This is a genomic window from Rhodococcus sp. 05-339-2 (assembly GCF_002258965.1).
Classification (GTDB): Bacteria; Actinomycetota; Actinomycetes; order Mycobacteriales; family Mycobacteriaceae; genus Rhodococcoides.
This window is the reverse complement of record NZ_NOYW01000016.1, coordinates 499,981-516,796: the sequence shown is the minus strand read 5'-3', so window position 1 is coordinate 516,796 and position 16,816 is coordinate 499,981. Positions and strand designations below refer to the sequence as shown.

Genomic DNA, 16,816 nt, shown 5'->3' with positions numbered 1-16,816 from the left:
GCCGAGCCCATCGATTGTCCCGGCCTTCACCGCGCGGTGCGGCACGGTAGAAGAGTGCGCACAGGCAACTAGTATTGATTGGGTGTCTGCTGCCGAACGTGCGAACAGGAGCCGCCGCAACCCGCGGCGGCGTCAGGCACGCGCCGACACCGAAGCACCCAAGCTGAGGACCGTCCGCGAAACCTCGGCAGGAGGCCTGGTGGTCGACGGCCTCGACGGGCCACCCGCCAAACGCTGCGCCGCCCTGATCGGCCGCACCGACCGTCGCGGACGCCTCCTCTGGTCCCTACCCAAGGGACACATCGAGCAGGGCGAAACGGCCGAACAGACCGCCATGCGCGAGGTCGCCGAGGAAACCGGCATCCGCGGTACCGTCCTGGCCTCGCTGGGCAGCATCGACTACTGGTTCGTCACCGAGGGCCGACGCGTCCACAAGACCGTCCACCACTACCTGCTCCGCTTCCTGGGCGGCGAACTCTCGGACGAGGACCTCGAGGTGACCGAGGTCGCGTGGGTTCCGCTGACCGAACTACCGTCCAGGCTCGCCTACGCCGACGAACGCAAACTCGCCGCCATCGCCACCCGCCTGATCGACGACATGAGCAGCGGCAACTCGGGCGCACCCATCCCCGGCGGGAAGTGATCGTGCGGGCCCGGAAGGTCGCTGCCGCCGCATTGACCACGTTCGTTCTCGCGGTGGCACCGTCGGTCGGCACCGCGGCACTGATCCCGGCACAACTTCCCGACGCCGGAGCCCAACCCGACTCGTCCGTCGGCGATACGAGCGGTACCACCAGCGCCGTTCCGGACACCCCGATGACGCAGGACGGCAACCCCTTCCTGACGCTGAGTATCGAAACCGTCGCCCCCTCGACCGTCACCACCAGCAGCGATCCGTTCGTGACGGTGCGCGCCACCGTGAAGAACACCGGGGACCGCCGCGTCGACGACGTCAGTGTCCGGATGCAGGCCGCGGACGCCGTCGACACCACGGCCGGACTGCGGACCTCGCTGACCCTCGACCAGGACCGATTCGAGCGTGTCGGCGATTTCGTCACCGTGGCCGAGTCCCTGGAGAAGGACGAGAGCCGCCAGTTCGACATGTCGATGCAGCTGCGCAGCACCACCGAACCCTCCTTGGGAATCGAGACCCCTGGCGTCTATCCGCTTCTGCTCAACGTCAACGGCACTCCCGAATACGGCGGAACCGCACGACTCGACGACGCCCGCTTTCTGCTCCCGGTCGTCGGACTGCCCCGCAACCCCGGTGAGATGGACCCCACCGCTCCCGACGCGATGCCGCTGCCTCCCAACACCCGCAACCCCGTCGCCATGACGGTTCTGTGGCCGCTGGCCGACATTCCACGACTCGCTGCCGGGATACCCGGTTCGGTCGACGAGCGCGTTCGGCTGATCGACGACGAACTCGCCGGCGAGCTGGCCACCGGTGGCCGACTCGACACCCTCCTCAAGGCCGTCGAGTTCGCGACACAACCCGGCCTCGATCCTGACGGCCGCCTGGCGTCGAGCCTGTGTATCGGCCTCGACCCCGACCTGCTCGTCACCGTCTCGAACATGACCCGCGGTTACCTCGTCGTCGACAACCCGGCCGATCCTGCCGGCACGACCCGCGAGGGCACCGGAAGCGCAGCCGCAGCTCAGTGGCTGTCCCGACTGGAAACGATCGCATCGAGCACCTGCGTGACGGCGATGCCGTTCGCCCAGACCGATCTGGGCGCCGTGGCCGACATCGGCGATCCCACACTGCTCAGCAGTGCCGTCAGCGCCCCGGCCGACATCGTCGACGGCATCCTCGGCATCACCTCGACACGCGGCTTCACCTGGAGCACCACCGGTGGGGTGGACGCGAACACCGCCGACGCCCTGCGAGCGGCAGGCACCGGCACCGTCCTGGTCGCCGACAACAGCATCAGCCCGCCGACCTCGGCACTGACCTCCCTGCTGGCGACGACCGACAGTGCATCGACCGGAACCGAGCAGACCCAACCGCTGGCCGCCACCCACTACGACGCCGCCACCGCAGCGGCACTGGCCGGCGTCGGAGCCACGCCGTCCACGCCTGCCCTCACTCCCTCCGAGCAACGCTTCGACCTCGCCACGGACTCGCGCACCGCACGCCTGCAGGACGCGCTCGGAGCCGTCAACTTCCACGCCCTCGTCGGTGCCGATCGGCCCGGACGCACCGTCACCGTCGCGCCCCCGCAGTACTGGACCGCGGGCGGAGACGAACCGTCGGCGATTCTGTCGACGGTGTCCTCGCTGCTGCGGTCCGGACTGGCGACGCCGCGGCCTCTGGCCGAGTTGCTCACCGAGCCCACGACCGGAACTCCGGTGACCGGCATCGACGCGGCCACCGAACTCGATACCGGCACCATCGACCTGGTGCGATCGCAGAGCGCCCGAGTCGACACCCTGATGCAATCGCTCGTCGAGGATCCGCAGTCGGCGCTGACTCCACGCCTGTACACCGCTCCGCTGCGCGAGGACATGCTCCGCGCGCTGTCGACGGCAGGTCGCGCGAGCGCCGCCAGCGAACGAACCGGCACCATGGCACGCGACCGACTCGCGGCAATCCGCATCGGACTGGACACCATCTACGGATCGGTGACCGTGCTGGCCCCCGGCGGCGTCTACACCCTCGCCTCGGAACAGAGCCCGCTGCTGCTCGTCGCCCGCAACGACCTCCCCGTCCCGGTCAACGTGCTGCTCCAGGTCGACGCACCACCGGAGATGACGATCAGTGACGTCGGCGTCACCCAACTTCCGGCCCGGGGATCACGGACCATCACCGTCCCGGCCGAGGTCGACGACACGCGCAACCTGTCCGTCGACTTCTCCGTCACCACGCTCGACGGGTCCCGGCTCGGCGAAGTGTCCACGGTGTCCGTGCGATCGAACGCATACGGCCAGGCACTGGCGATAATTACCGCCTGCGCCGGAGCTCTCCTACTGTTACTTGCAGGTCGACGCCTCTGGCATCGATTCAGAGGTCAACCAGACCCGGCCGACGAAGGGTACGAGAGACCATGACTGGCAACGTCCCGTACGACGGCGACCTGCCGCGGTCACGCCTGCCAGCGTCGCAGGTGTTCCGACGAACGACGCCACCGCGGTCCGCGCCCTGGGAGCGGCAGGCGCGGCCGGAGCTGCGCTCGTACCCGGCACCGCCGCCGCTCGACGGGCAGCCCGCCGCCGACGACACCGTCACCCAACTCATCCCGCGCTTCCGCGAGGAGGATTACCCGCAGGCACCCTCCGGAACGGTCCCGCCGACAGAGCTTCCGCCGAAGGGGTCCGACTCGGCACCGCAACCCGAGCCGAAACCGCAGAAGTCACTGCTGGCTGCGTCGGGTTCGATCGCGGTGGCGACCCTGGTCAGCCGAATCACCGGATTCGCCAAGCAGGTCGCCATGACGGCCACCCTCGGGGCAGGGCTGGCCAGTGCGTTCACCGTCTCGACGATCCTGCCGAACATGATCTCCGAGCTGGTCCTCGGTGCGGTACTCGGAGCCATCGTCGTTCCGGTGTTGGTCCGGGCCGAGCAGGAGGACGCCGATGGCGGGCGAGCATTCGTTCGACGGCTGTTCACCATCGCGGTGGCGCTGCTCGGAACCGTGGCGCTGGCCGCAACGATCGCGGCCCCGCTGCTGGCGCGGCTGATGCTCGACGGCGATCCGAAGGTCAACGAGGACCTGACCATCGCGTTCACCTACCTGGTGTTGCCCGCGCTGATGTTCTACGGATTGTCCGGCCTGCTCACGGCGGTGCTCAACACCCGGCAGAACTTCAAGCCCGGGGCCTGGGCACCGGTGTACAACAACCTGATCGTGCTCGGCGTCTTCGCGCTGTACTTCTTCATGCCGGGCGAAATCAGCGTGAACCCGGTCGAGATGGGCAACCCCAAACTCCTCGTTCTCGGCCTCGGAGTCACTGCCGGTGTCATCACCCAGGTCGTCGCGCTGATCCCGGCACTGCGCCGTGAACGCATCGACCTGCGCCCGCTCTGGGGATTCGACGAGCGCCTGAAGAAGTTCGGCGCGATGGCCGCCGCGATCGTCCTCTATGTCGTCATCAGCCAGATCGGGCTGATCGTGGCCACCAGGATCGCGTCGGGCACCGACGACGCGAGCAACGTGATCTACTCGCAGGCCTGGATCGTCCTGCAGTTGCCCTACGGCATCCTCGGCGTGACGGTCCTGACGGCCATCATGCCCAGACTCAGCCGCAACGCCGCCAACGGTGACACCCCGTCCGTCGTCGACGATCTCTCGGTAGCAACCCGCCTGACGATGGTCGCTCTGGTGCCGATCGTGGTGTTCCTGACCTTCGCGGGCCCGTGGGTGGGCGAGGCGCTGTACGGCTTCGGTCGGTTCGCCGATGTCGCACCCCGACTCGGCGAGGCCGTGAGCTGGTCGGCGTTCTCCCTCATCCCGTACGCCCTCGTCCTGATCCATCTCCGCGTGTTCTACGCCCGCGAGAAGGCCTGGACGCCGACGTGGATCATCCTCGGCATCACCGCCGTCAAGATCGGACTGTCTCTGCTCGCCCCGATCGTCGCGTCCGACCCGGATCAGGTGGTGCTGCTCCTCGGCGCAGCGACCGGCCTCGGGTACACGGTCGGCGCGATCATCGGCGGATTCCTGCTACACAAGAGCCTGGGCCGCCTGCGGATGGCCAACGTCGGCAAGACGGTCTGGCTGGTCCTCATCGCCTCACTGGCCGGCGGTGCGGCCATGCTCGCGATCGACCGGATCCTGGGTCTCGACGCCATGACGAACGGCTGGATCGGCAACTTCGTCCGCGTCGCGATCGACGCCGTCATCATGCTCGGCATCACCTTCTCGATACTCTGGTTCGGCAAGATTCCCGAAGTCCTGGCAGTCACCGTGGCCCTGAGCCGCGTCGTTCGGAAATTGCGCGGCACAACTGCTCCGACGGACACCGATCCGGCCGCCGCAGAAACCGGCGTGATTCCGGTTATTCGAACCGAGCCCACATGGGACACTGCGCGGGATCGGCTCCCGTACCCTGGTCATCGGCACCCGGGGGCAGAAGCCAACGCAGGTCGACCTTTTGCAGGACAACACGGGGCATATTCGCCTGAAGGAGTGACAGTGACCGACGACGAAGTTGCTGGGGGGCCGGCACAATCTCCAGCAAGCGAAGCCGACCGAACGAGCGGCGGCGTCGAGGTCGACACCCAGGACCGCACCGAACCCGTGAAGGCCGACGCTGCCTCGCCATCGAAGAGTGCGAAGCCCGCCGAGACACCGAAGCCGGCCGAGACACCGGCCGAGCCGAAGGCTGCACCCGAAGCGAAGAAGTCGGCCGCAGCTCCCGAGCCGGACGCAGAGAAGGCAGCCGACAAGCCTGCCCCGAAGCCGGCCGACAAGACGGTCTCCATCTCCAAGGCCGCTCTCGCGGCGCGTCCGACCGACAAGACCGTCTCCATCTCGAAGGCCGATCTCCCGGTCGAAGCCGACAGCGACAAGAAGGCCACACAGGAGTCGAAGCCTGCGGCCGACGCTGGTTCCACAGCGGATGCGGATTCCGAGAAGACGGAAGCGGCACCGGCCACACCCGACGCCTCCGACTCGGCCGGCACCGACGAGGGTGCCACTGCAGCAGCCCCGGCGAGCGCTCCCGAGCGCACGCTTCGCGGCCCGACGCTCATTCCCGGTGCCTCCGTTGCCGGTGGCCGCTACCGACTGCTGGCACCGCACGGCGGAGCACGTGGACTCAAGTTCTGGCAGGCACACGACGTCAAGCTCGATCGCGAGGTCGCCTTGACGTTCGTCGACGCCGATCAGCAATCGACCGCCTCGACCGACGACCGCACGCAGGGACCGCAGGCGATTCTCTCGCGCACGCTGCGTCTGGGTCGGATCAATTCGCCCGGCCTCGCCCGCGTGCTCGACGTGGTACGCGGCAGCTCGGGCGGCATCGTCGTCGCGGAGTGGACTCCCGGCCGCTCACTGCGTGAGATGGCCGACACCGTGCCCTCACCGACCGGCGCTGCGCGTGCGATCAAGGTCCTCGCCGCAGCGGCCGAGGCAGCGCACCGCAGCGGAGGCGCCCTGTCGATCGACCACCCCGATCGGGTGCGTATCAGCTCGAGCGGTAACGCCGTCCTCGCATTCCCCGCGACACTGGCCGACGCCGACCCGAGTTCGGACGTCCGCGGACTCGGCGCGATGCTCTACGCCCTGATCACCGCCAAGTGGCCGCTGTCCGACACCACCGGCGATGCCGTCGTGTCCGGTGATGCAGCTCCGGCACGCAGCGTCGGTGGCATGCGTCCGGCCGACCGTGACGACAAGGGTGCCCCGCTCGAGCCGAGGCAGGTTCGTCCGGACGTTCCGTTCGAGATCTCCGCCGTCGCCGTGCGGGCATTGGAACAGAACAGCGGCATCAGGACCGCTGCCACCGTGCAGCACGTTCTCGATCAAGCAGCAGTGGTCAACGACAAGACCGATCTGATGCCGGCGCTGCGACTGGGCCAACGAGCGCCAGGTGCCAGTGGGCACTCGCTCGCCGATCCCGAGGAGATCGCTGCCGAGAAGGCCAAATCGATGCGCACCAACATCGCCATCGCTGTGCTCGGTGCCCTGACGGTGGTGGTTCTCGCATTCGCCGGCTTCTGGCTGTTCACCTCGATTGCCGGCAACGACACCGACACTCCGCTCGACACCCAGGACTTCGGTCTCACCACTCCTGCCACGGCGCCACCGGCGGGCGATGCGGCCGCTGCGCCGCCGGCCGAGACCGGTGGACCCGTGGCGATGGAGGACGTCAGCGTGTTCTCACCTCAGGGTTCCGCCGACAACCCCAGCACCGCGTCCAACGCGATCGACAACGACCCCAGCACAGCGTGGACGACCGACTCGTACTTCCAGCAGTTCCCGGCCCTCAAGAACGGCGTCGGGCTGCTCGTGTCCATTCCGTCCTCGACGCTGCAGAACGCGTGGATCGAGTCGACATCTCCCGGAACTGTCGTCGAGATCCGGTCGGCCCCGAACGGCTCGCCCAGTCTCAGCGACACCACGCTCCTCGGTGAAGCCACGCTGCAGAACGGCCGCACCGACATCGCCCTGAGCGACGCGGAGCCGACCGGGAACGTGCTCGTCTGGATCACCAGACTCGGCGAGCAGGGCGGCCGCATCGCCACCTCGATCTCCGGGATCGGTTTCGACTCCTAGATCGGGCTTTCGGTAGCCGATACCGACTTGTTTCGTACTTCGCGGTCTCGATGGCTTAGGCTCCCCCCAATGCGTTAACACGGGGGGAGCCGTTTTCGTATGACCGAACGTTTCGATTCGGCGCCAGGGGAGCGCACGGATGCGGAGCTTCTTGCTGCCCATGCGGCCGGGGAGCCGAATGCCTTCGCCACGCTGATCTACCGACATCACGAACATCTGTGGCTGACGGCTCGACGCACCAGCTACACGCCCGAGGACGCCTCCGATGCTCTGCAGGAGGCACTGCTCTCCGCTCACCGCACGGCCGGGTCGTTTCGCGCCGACGCCGCGGTGCGAAGTTGGTTACACAAGATCGTCGTCAATGCCTGCCTCGACCGCATCCGAAGAAACAAGGCTCGGCCGTCGGTTCCGTTGAGCGAGAACGAAAGTCACGAGCCCGTTTCGCCCAGGGACCGGATCTCCGAGACGGAGACGAGCATTCTCGTTCGACAGGCTCTGATGACGCTGCCACCCGACCAACGCGCAGCCGTCGTCATCGTGGACATGGAGGGCTATTCGGTGGCCGACGCTGCCGTGTTGCTCGGTGTTCCCACCGGTACCGTCAAGAGTCGATGCGCCCGCGGCCGGCTCAAACTCTCGACACAGCTCGCGTATCTGAAAGATGCAGGGAACCGAATCTGACCCTCTCGCGTCTATACCGTGTGAGAGGGAAAGCAGATTCGGCGGAGGGAGGCAGGAACGTGTCGCCGAGCACCGACGCTCCACAAGCCCCGTTCTCGCCGGAACTACTCGCCGATCTGCATGCGGATGCACTTCCCGAGGACGTCAGCAGACGACTGTGGCCACTGGTTCGTCTCGACGAGGATTCGATGCGGATCCTCGCCGGTCTCGACGCCGTCTCGGCTCGACTCCACGAGATGGGCGAGGACCCCACCGGAACGTTGTCGATCCCGCCCGAGGTCGCCCGGCAGATCGACCGCACTATCCAGACGGTCGAGCGATCGGCATCCGCGCCGGGGGTCGTCGTTCCGCTCCGTCCCCGAGGACGACGTGTCGTCCTCGGAACTGCCGCTGCCGCAGCACTTCTGGTGGCCGGGTCGGTTGCCGTCGTGGCACTGCTGTACACCCCGAACGAACCCGAATCGATCGCCGCCGACCCGTCGCAGGCTCCGGATTCGTCTCTGGTGCTCGATTCCGCCGACCTCGATTCCGGTTTCGCCTTCAGCATCATCGGCAAGCGCGATCCCGGAGCACTCGCCGATCCGGCCGATCTTGCTGCCTGCCTTCGGTCCAACGATGTGGATCCGGCCACCACCGTTCTCGGCTCCAGTCGAGTGCGCGTCGACGGCCGAGACGGAACCATGCTCGTCCTCGCCGGAGCACAGCCTTCACAGTTCATCGCCCTCGCGGTGGGCAACGACTGCGGCACCGCCAACCCCGATGTGCTCACGCGTCGCGATATCGGCTGACGGATCTCTCACCGGGGAACAACTGCCTCTAGGGTGGTGTTGACCAGATGTACGTCGAGAGCCGTGTGCGCTGAGCACTCGCTTGTCGACGACACGTACACGCCGCACAAGATCGGAAGGTCTGCATTGAGTACCCCCAAGGTTCACGATCTCATCATCGTCGGCTCGGGACCGGCCGGTTACACCGCCGGCGTCTACGCCGCACGCGCGGAACTGGAACCGATCCTGTTCGAGGGAACGCAGTTCGGTGGTGCGCTGATGACCACGACCGAGGTCGAGAATTTCCCCGGGTTCCGCGAGGGCATCATGGGCCCCGATCTGATGGAACAGATGCGCGAGCAAGCGCAGCGATTCGGTGCCGACATCCGAACCGAGGATGTCGAAGAGCTCGACCTGACCGGCCCGATCAAGACCGTCTCTGCCGGCGGCGAGACCTACCGGGCTCGCGCGATCATCCTCGCGATGGGCGCAGCAGCTCGCTACCTGTCCATCCCGGGTGAGGAGAAGCTGCTCGGACGCGGTGTCAGCGCCTGCGCCACCTGTGACGGCTTCTTCTTCCGCGATCAGGACATCGCCGTCATCGGTGGTGGCGACTCGGCCATGGAGGAAGCGACCTTCCTCACCCGCTTCGCACGCAGTGTCACCATCGTGCACCGCCGCAGCGAGTTCCGGGCGTCGCGCATCATGCTCGAGCGCGCCAAGAACAACGACAAGATCCGCTTCCTGACCGACACCAAGGTGCTCGAGGTCCTCGGCGACACGAGCGTGACCGGACTGTCGCTCGAACACGCCGACACCGGCGAAAAGACCACCCTGGACGTGACCGGAATGTTCGTGGCGATCGGTCACGATCCCCGCAACGAACTGGTCAAGGGCCAGGTCGAGCTCGACGACGCCGGCTACGTCAAGGTCGCGTCGCCCACTTCGGCCACGTCCGTCGAAGGCGTGTTCGCTGCCGGAGACCTCGTCGATCACGTGTACCAGCAGGCCATCACCGCTGCGGGTACGGGCTGCACCGCGTCGATCGACGCCGAGCGTTGGTTGGCCGAGCAGGGCGATATCACCACCAACACACTCGAACACGCCGACCAACCGGTCGACGCCGTCAACGCCTGACAGGCACCGAGCTTCCAATATCGAGGAGATAGATATGTCCGACGACAAGAGCACCGTCACCATCACCGACGCATCGTTCGTCGACGATGTTCTGACCAGTGAGAAGCCCGTCCTGGTCGACTTCTGGGCCACCTGGTGCGGCCCGTGCAAGATGGTCGCCCCGGTTCTCGAGGAGATCGCGGCCGAGCACAAGGACAAGCTCACCATCGCCAAGCTTGACATCGACGCCAACCCGCAGGCCGCCCGCGACTTCAAGGTCATGTCGATTCCGACGCTGATCCTCTTCCAGGGCGGCAAGCCGGTCAAGCAAATTGTCGGCGCAAAGGGCAAGGCCGCGCTGCTCAAGGACCTCGAAGGCGTTATCTGACTCACCCGCACACCGTGTGGATTGCAGCGGAAGCCAGTCTTTCTGCGACAATCATCTGATGTGCCGATGCTTCGGCATCGGCACATCGGCCGCGAGGTGCGAGTGCCGTCGGAACGATCGAGAGGCTTTGTCGAGGATGCAGGAACTCAGTCACGGCGATTCCGGACCCGCCGTCGCCGAGGTCCGCGGCACCCTGTCGGCACTCGGCTTTCTCCACGAAGCAGTCGTTCCCCCAGGTCCGATGGCCGACGGCCACTGGACCGCTCCCGGATCCGTGTTCGACGGTGCCCTCGGAGGTGCCGTGCGCGCCTTCCAACAACACCGCGGCCTGCTGGTCGACGGCGTGGTGGGCCCGGCCACGTATCGCGCGTTGAAAGAGGCGTCGTATCGCCTCGGCGCTCGAACCCTCATCTATCAGCTGTCCGCTCCGCTGTACGGTGACGACGTCGCCTCGTTGCAAACGAGACTTCAGGATCTCGGCTTCTACAGCGAACGCGTCGACGGCTTCTTCGGTCCGCGCACACACGAGGGTCTGTCCTCGTTCCAGCGCGAGATCGGGCTTTCCCCCGACGGCATCTGTGGGCCTGCGACTCTGCGCTCTCTGGACCTTCTCGGAACTCGTGTCACCGGTGGATCCCCTCACGCCATGAGCGAGGAAGAACTCGTTCGTAAGTCCGGCCCGCAGTTGACCGGCAAGCGCATCGTCATCGACCCCGATCTCGGCGGAGCAGACACCGGACACATCGTCGACGGAGCGTTCGGCCGAGTCTCCGAATCGGAGATTCTGTGGGATCTGGCCAGTCGGCTCGAGGGCCGCATGGCCGCGACCGGCATGGAGACGTTCCTCTCCCGAGCGCGCGGAACCAATCCTTCGGTTGCCGACCGCGCCGAGACCGCAAATGCCTGGGGTGCCGATTTGATGATCTCGTTGCGCTGCGCATCGAGCACCAGCCCCATGGCCAACGGTGTCGCAAGCTTCCACTTCGGTAACTCGCACGGATCCACCTCGATGATCGGCCAGGTACTGACCAGCTACGTGCAGCGTGAAATCGTCGCTCGCACACCGCTTCTGGACTGCCGTAGCCACGGCCGCACGTGGGATCTGTTGCGTCTGACCAACATGCCGACCATCCAGATCGATCTCGGTTACCTCACCAACGAATCCGATGTCGAAGTGCTCAGCGACCCGAAGTTTCGCGACATCATCGCCGAAGCAATTCTGATCGCCGTCAAACGTCTGTATCTACTCGGGCAGGACGATCAGCCGACCGGAACGTTCACCTTCGCGGAGTTGCTCGCCGAAGAACTCGCAGCCTCCGATCGCCCCTGACCGACCGCGCACGAACGTGTCGATCGGTGAGTACTCAGCGCGCCCCGACGGTCGACTTCTGCTCGATGTCGACGACGGAGATACTCGCCGCGATCAGTAGCTGCTCGAGTGCGGATTCGACGTCCTGCTTCCACCCGTGATCACGATCGAGCTCGAGCCGTAGTCTCGGGAATCTGTGGTGGGGAGCGATGACCTCGAACCCGACCTTCTCGAGGAAATCCGCTTCGATCATGCACGTCGATGCCGAACACGTCAGTTGCGCGGTGGCGTTGGGAACCACCGGCGCAGCATCGTCGGCGTTGCGTCGAATGCCGAACGCTTCCAGAGCGCGAACGCCACGATTGACCAGATCACCCACGACTGCCTGGATCAGGGTCGCCGAATGCAAATCCGCATCGTCGGGCGAATCGATGCGGAGTTGGGTCAGTAGAACCGCATCGTGGCTGACGGGCGAAGTCGGGAACGTCGCCGCGCGTGGAACTGCTCGGGGTGGGCAGTAGAGCGCGCAGCCGATCGTCCTGCCATCGATGGACAGCAACTGCCCACACGATCCCCATTCGAGCATGATGGTCGACAGCCATACTTCGTTCTCGAATTCGAGATCGACCGACGAACTCTCCGACGCGGGATCGAGTACCCAGAAGCTGCACCGCCGCGAATGCGTCGGCAAGTGCTCGAACGAACCGAGCGTCACTCCGGTCACCATCGCCGACACCGCTTACCTCAGCCTTCGTGCACTCGTTCAACGCGAGAATTCTCCGTCGGAGTCGATCCGCTCCTCGACAAGGATGTCACATGGGTTGTTCCGCAGGCGTCACCCCCACCATTCCATCGCCGAACCCGTCGAGCGGAGCGAATCATTCAAATGCGTTGTATGACAATATCTTTCGACCATTTTGCGAACATTCGTGACCGCCTCCGACCGAGCTACGTCACAGTGACGTTTCGACCGCGTATGACTGGTCCTGAAAATTCGCCACTACTTTTTCTTCTGTGCTTCCATCATCTCGACGATCCTCTGAAGGTCGTCTACCGAACCGAATTCGACCACGATCTTGCCTTTCCGCTTGCCGAGGCTGACCGTCACCCGAGTGTCGAACGAATCCGAGAGCCGATCGGCGACGTCCTGGAGGCCCGGCATCTGAATCGGCTTGCGTCGAGGTGCCGGATCCGGGCTCTTTCCGTCCTCCCGATTGGCGAGAGTGACGGCCTCTTCCGTCGCGCGTACGGAGAGACCCTCGGCGACGATTCGCGCAGCCAACGACTCCTGGGCATCGGAACCCGCGTCCAAGGACAACAAGGCGCGGGCGTGTCCGGCCGACAGAACCCCGGCCGCCACTCGTCGTTGTACGGGAATCGGCAGCTTCAACAGACGAATCATGTTGGTGACGACCGGCCGTGATCGACCGATTTTCACGGCCAATTCTTCGTGCGTGACGTCGAATTCCTCGAGCAACTGTTGGTACGCGGCCGCTTCTTCGAGCGGATTGAGCTGTACCCGGTGGATGTTCTCGAGCAAAGCATCGCGCAACATCGCATCGTCCGCGGTCTCCCGAACGATCGCGGGGATCGACTCGAGGCCGGCTTCCTGGCTTGCACGCCACCGACGCTCGCCCATGACGAGCTGATATTTTGCGTCACCGGCACCAGCGGAACCCGATACGAGACGGACCACGATGGGCTGCATGAGCCCAAATTCACGGATCGAGTGAACCAGTTCGGCCAACGACTCGTCGTCGAAGACGTGCCTCGGTTGCTTCGGGTTGGCTTCGATCCGGTCTGGTGCGATCTCGCGATAGACGGCACCGACGGGGGAGAGGTCGTCTCCACTCAGTACCGGAGGTGTCGGAGTGGGCGCCGTCGCAGTCTCGGTGAGATCGTCGGCCGGTGCGGCTCGCTTCGGCTTGGTGGACGTATCCGGACGGTCCTTGGCATTGCGATCCGCGCCGATGATCACGTCTGCCGCGGCGTTACCGAGGCGTGGTCCGGCGTCAGGTCCGGTGGGGATCAGTGAGGCCAGGCCGCGACCCAGACCACCCTTACGTGTCGAACTCATCTGGTTACTTCTTTCGTGCTTCGTCGATGCCGGCCGATCGGGCAGCGAGCTCTCGTCCGGCGTCCAGGTAGCTCATCGCACCTCGCGAACCGGGGTCGTAATCCAACACCGTCATGCCGTACCCGGGAGCCTCGGATACCTTCACGCTGCGGGGGATGACGGCGCGCAAGACGGCGTCCCCGAAGTGCTTGCGTACTTCTTCTGCTACCTGGTCCGCCAACTTGGTGCGGCCGTCGTACATCGTCAGGATGACGGTCGAGACGTGCAGTTCGGGATTCAGATGAGACTGCACCAGCTCGATGTTGCGGAGGAGCTGACCCACGCCTTCGAGCGCGTAGTACTCGCACTGGATGGGAATCAGTACCTCGGTCGCGGCCACGAGCGCGTTGACAGTCAGCAGACCGAGCGACGGCGGGCAGTCGATCAGGATGAAGTCCGCGTCGATGCCGGCGAGCTCCTCCACGGACAGCGCCGTCTTGAGGCGCCCTTCGCGAGCGACCATCGACACCAACTCGATCTCGGCTCCGGCGAGGTCGATGGTTGCCGGGATGCAGAACAACCTGTCGCTGTGCGGACTCTTCTGCACGGCGTCCTTGGCGCTCACCTCACCGATGAGGACCTCGTAGCTCGACGGCACACCCGAGTGGTGCTCGACGCCCAACGCGGTGCTGGCGTTGCCCTGAGGGTCCAGATCGACCACGAGAACCGTCAGGCCTTGGAGCGCGAGCGCGGCAGCCAGGTTCACGGCGGTCGTCGTCTTCCCGACGCCACCCTTCTGGTTGGCAATGGTCAGCATGCGTCGCTTCGCCGGCTTCGGCAGCGACACCGATCCGGGATGCAGAACCTGGCTGGCTCGATGTGCCGCGGCACCGATGGGGGTGTCGTTCGGTGAGATCGCGTTGGTGTACTCGAACCCTGAGCCGGCCGTCACCCCCGACTTGTTCTCCGAGTTGCTCGAGGCGTTCTTCTTGGGCGCTGTTTCACGTGAAACAGCGGGATCGGACCCACCCGACATATGTGCTCCTTAGTGCGGAACTGACTGTGTTCAATACGATCGATCGGGTCGAGCGCGCGGCGTGTGAGCCCGCAATCGACTTCAGTGACGACTCAGTCTCCGCGGCTCACGCACCGCTCTGACGACAATGGTGGGAGTGGGCAACAGCCCCACTCCGCACTCCACTACCTCCAGCTTGCCAGCACCCATCCGAGCGAGGGAAGCCCGGTCACGTTCGATCTCTTCTGCGGCGCTCGAACCCTTCAGAGCCAGCATTCGACCGTGCTCGTGAACGAGAGGCAGCGACCATTTTGCAAGCTTTTCCAAAGGTGCCACCGCCCTCGACGTCACCACATCGGCGCCGCCGGCTTCCTTCTTGACGCCGGGCTGCTCCGCGCGGCCGCGCACGACCAAGATGTTCAGATCGTGTTCCTCGATGAACTCGGCAAGATACACGGTCCGCCGGAGGAGGGGCTCGACGAGTGTCACGCGCAGATCGGGTCGCGCGATCGCCAGCGGGATCCCGGGCAAGCCCGCGCCGCTGCCGATGTCCACGACGGCCTCGCCTTCATCGATGAGCTCACCGATCGCCGCACAGTTGAGGATGTGTCGCTCCCAGAGCCGTGGAACTTCACGCGGTCCGATGAGTCCTCGTTCGACGCCTGCCGTTGCCAACGAGTCGTGATACCTCCGTGCCAACTCGAGCCGGTCACCGAAGATATGCTCTGCCACGGCCATCACTTGGTTGCTGTCCGAGCCTTCTTGTTCCACGTGAAACATCTTCCCGTGCCCGAGCGCGGAACGCCAAACGACATCGCTGTAACTCGACGGATTGCGACATCGACACCGGAATTGGCGACAGCACGGGCGCCGTGCGGGCGTCGCCTCTCGGACCGAGACTTAGCAAATCACGATTGGCGAGCCAGCCAGTTTTCGGTCAGGTCCGTCCGAGCAAACCGATCCGCCCGTGCGCTCGAATCAATGATCTCCAGCCCAGCCCGAATCAGATCGCGTTGATTGATCCAAACCCGACGGACTCGGTCCTTTCGACGACTCGAGGTCTACCGGCCCCACATCATGTTTCACGTGAAACTTCACCTCCCATCGATGGCACTCAATCGCCTACCGCGCACCGACTCGATAGGGCACACGTTCGTCGACTGAGCAACAAGTCGATGGGAGAAGAGTCGACGCAATCGATCGGTTCGTCCGCACCTGGCAGCAGCCTCCAGAATCCAACCGAATGGGCCCGGTGCGATCCACACCAACGCCGCCGTACCGATACCGCGGGACGGGTCCATCCCGTCGGCGAACGATCACAGTCGGTGGCGCTACGCCTTGACGACACGGATCCTCGAGAACAACGTTCTACGTGAAACCAACCCACCGTTGCTCGGCCCCGCGTCAAACGTCATCGCAGAACGATCGCGGGTAGCCGATGCACACCGCAGACATTCTCGGCCGCAATGGCGTCCCGGAGATCCTCGATCTCGACGCCGGGCACGGACGGGGGAGAGTCCACAGTTTCGATCTCGATCACATCGCGATCGACTCGAGCACCCAGCCGCTGCACCCGAACTCCAGACGCACCCACACTGCATGTGGATCAGCCGGATGGGTCAGCAGTCGTACACAGTCGATCGCTGGACGAGTGCTCCCGTGCAACTGTCCCGAGCACATCGTCGGCCCTCGCTCATGTCCCCGAATCGAGCCCGCGAAGATTTCGACGGGCACCCTCTCGAAGATCGACAACGCCGCGAGTGTCGCCTCATCGTCGGCTTCGCGGTACGGGCACTTCGTATCGCGCTGGAGTTCCCGCCGCGGCTACAGCAATGGAACGATTCTCTCGACCTTCACAACGATCGATGCGCGACTGTCCAAGGTGAGTCGCATCGTCGTCGGAAGGATCGTCCATGAGCCCGGGCCCGCTGTTGTCTATCTCCGAATCTCGGCAACGCCGATCTTTGCCGACATCGAATCCGACAGTGACGGCCGGATGTCCTGTCCCACGCATTTGCCCTCGGCCGGATCGTCGGCACACCCTGCGCGATCGGTGCCGTCGCCATTTCTTCGGTGAGTGTCTCGAACTCAGTTTCACTGCTATGCCGAACTCGATCCGGACACCCAACTGGCATCGCACTGTTTCACGTGAAACCGCCCCGGCTCCGGACCGTCTCGAACGGCAGTCGAAATGTTGCAACTTGATCAGAGAACGACCGTCACGACGGCCCAGTGTGCGCGGTGCCTAGAACCAGCGTCGGCGA

13 protein-coding genes are annotated in these 16,816 nt (G+C 65.2%); 8 read left to right on the top strand and 5 right to left on the bottom strand.

The genetic code is table 11. The annotated features are described in order from the left end of the window. The first annotated feature begins 82 nt into the window (after nucleotides 1-82). The 8 genes from CH273_RS16100 (at nucleotide 83) to CH273_RS16065 (ending at nucleotide 11,502) form a co-directional block, all read left to right on the top strand. Nucleotides 83-643: an NUDIX hydrolase gene (locus tag CH273_RS16100; RefSeq protein ID WP_032396972.1), complete on the top strand. Its 561-nt coding sequence runs from the start codon at nucleotides 83-85 to the stop codon at nucleotides 641-643. A gap of 2 nt (nucleotides 644-645) precedes the next feature. After that, nucleotides 646-3,051, top strand: a complete 2,406-nt coding sequence (locus tag CH273_RS16095) for a glycoprotein (protein WP_094638036.1) — start codon at nucleotides 646-648, stop codon at nucleotides 3,049-3,051. Next, nucleotides 3,048-7,220: a lipid II flippase MurJ gene (locus tag CH273_RS16090; protein WP_032396974.1), complete on the top strand. Its 4,173-nt coding sequence runs from the start codon at nucleotides 3,048-3,050 to the stop codon at nucleotides 7,218-7,220. The genes CH273_RS16095 and CH273_RS16090 overlap by 4 nt, the downstream gene beginning before the upstream one ends. Before the next feature lie 99 nt (nucleotides 7,221-7,319). Then, the gene (sigM, locus tag CH273_RS16085) at nucleotides 7,320-7,901 is read left to right on the top strand and encodes an RNA polymerase sigma factor SigM (RefSeq protein ID WP_032396975.1); all 582 of its coding nucleotides are present in this window, start codon (nucleotides 7,320-7,322) and stop codon (nucleotides 7,899-7,901) included. Nucleotides 7,902-7,960: 59 nt separating this feature from the next. After that, nucleotides 7,961-8,689 carry a hypothetical protein gene (locus CH273_RS16080; RefSeq protein WP_032396976.1) on the top strand — a complete coding sequence of 243 codons (729 nt, stop codon included), beginning with the start codon at nucleotides 7,961-7,963 and terminating at the stop codon, nucleotides 8,687-8,689. A gap of 126 nt (nucleotides 8,690-8,815) precedes the next feature. Further along, on the top strand, nucleotides 8,816-9,805 hold the full coding sequence (gene trxB, locus CH273_RS16075) for a thioredoxin-disulfide reductase (RefSeq protein WP_032397344.1): 990 nt from the start codon (nucleotides 8,816-8,818) through the stop codon (nucleotides 9,803-9,805). A gap of 34 nt (nucleotides 9,806-9,839) precedes the next feature. Next, entirely contained in the window at nucleotides 9,840-10,172 is a 333-nt protein-coding gene (gene trxA, locus CH273_RS16070; protein ID WP_008711582.1) for a thioredoxin, read from the top strand. A 136-nt stretch (nucleotides 10,173-10,308) separates the two neighbouring features. After that, nucleotides 10,309-11,502, top strand: coding sequence for an N-acetylmuramoyl-L-alanine amidase (locus tag CH273_RS16065; RefSeq protein ID WP_032396977.1), 1,194 nt, complete (start codon nucleotides 10,309-10,311; stop codon nucleotides 11,500-11,502). Nucleotides 11,503-11,536: 34 nt separating this feature from the next. Here the strand turns inward: CH273_RS16065 and CH273_RS16060 are convergent, their stop codons facing one another. The 5 genes from CH273_RS16060 to CH273_RS27740 all read right to left on the bottom strand — a co-directional run bounded on the left by CH273_RS16060 (nucleotide 11,537) and on the right by CH273_RS27740 (nucleotide 16,125). Continuing rightward, complete coding sequence (locus tag CH273_RS16060) at nucleotides 11,537-12,217, bottom strand: hypothetical protein (RefSeq protein WP_032396978.1); 681 nt, start codon at nucleotides 12,215-12,217, stop codon at nucleotides 11,537-11,539. A gap of 264 nt (nucleotides 12,218-12,481) precedes the next feature. After that, nucleotides 12,482-13,558: a ParB/RepB/Spo0J family partition protein gene (locus tag CH273_RS16055; protein ID WP_032396979.1), complete on the bottom strand. Its 1,077-nt coding sequence runs from the start codon at nucleotides 13,556-13,558 to the stop codon at nucleotides 12,482-12,484. 4 nt (nucleotides 13,559-13,562) lie between these two features. Next, nucleotides 13,563-14,573 (bottom strand): ParA family protein, encoded by a 1,011-nt coding sequence (locus CH273_RS16050; RefSeq protein WP_032396980.1) that lies wholly within the window; start codon nucleotides 14,571-14,573, stop codon nucleotides 13,563-13,565. An 81-nt stretch (nucleotides 14,574-14,654) separates the two neighbouring features. Then, nucleotides 14,655-15,332 carry a 16S rRNA (guanine(527)-N(7))-methyltransferase RsmG gene (gene rsmG, locus CH273_RS16045; RefSeq protein ID WP_032396981.1) on the bottom strand — a complete coding sequence of 226 codons (678 nt, stop codon included), beginning with the start codon at nucleotides 15,330-15,332 and terminating at the stop codon, nucleotides 14,655-14,657. Nucleotides 15,333-15,963: 631 nt separating this feature from the next. After that, entirely contained in the window at nucleotides 15,964-16,125 is a 162-nt protein-coding gene (locus tag CH273_RS27740) for a hypothetical protein (RefSeq protein ID WP_155290816.1), read from the bottom strand. Between the last annotated feature and the right edge of the window lie 691 nt (nucleotides 16,126-16,816).

What these genes read in the sequence shown, in the direction of transcription:
- CH273_RS16090 (WP_032396974.1), top strand. Translation starts at nt 3,048, where the DNA reads ATGACTGGCAACGTCCCGTACGACGGCGACCTGCCGCGGTCACGCCTG.
- sigM (WP_032396975.1), top strand. Translation starts at nt 7,320, where the DNA reads ATGACCGAACGTTTCGATTCGGCGCCAGGGGAGCGCACGGATGCGGAG.
- trxA (WP_008711582.1), top strand. Translation starts at nt 9,840, where the DNA reads ATGTCCGACGACAAGAGCACCGTCACCATCACCGACGCATCGTTCGTC.
- CH273_RS16065 (WP_032396977.1), top strand. Translation starts at nt 10,309, where the DNA reads ATGCAGGAACTCAGTCACGGCGATTCCGGACCCGCCGTCGCCGAGGTC.
- CH273_RS16055 (WP_032396979.1), bottom strand. Translation starts at nt 13,558, where the DNA reads ATGAGTTCGACACGTAAGGGTGGTCTGGGTCGCGGCCTGGCCTCACTG.
- CH273_RS16050 (WP_032396980.1), bottom strand. Translation starts at nt 14,573, where the DNA reads ATGTCGGGTGGGTCCGATCCCGCTGTTTCACGTGAAACAGCGCCCAAG.
- rsmG (WP_032396981.1), bottom strand. Translation starts at nt 15,332, where the DNA reads ATGTTTCACGTGGAACAAGAAGGCTCGGACAGCAACCAAGTGATGGCC.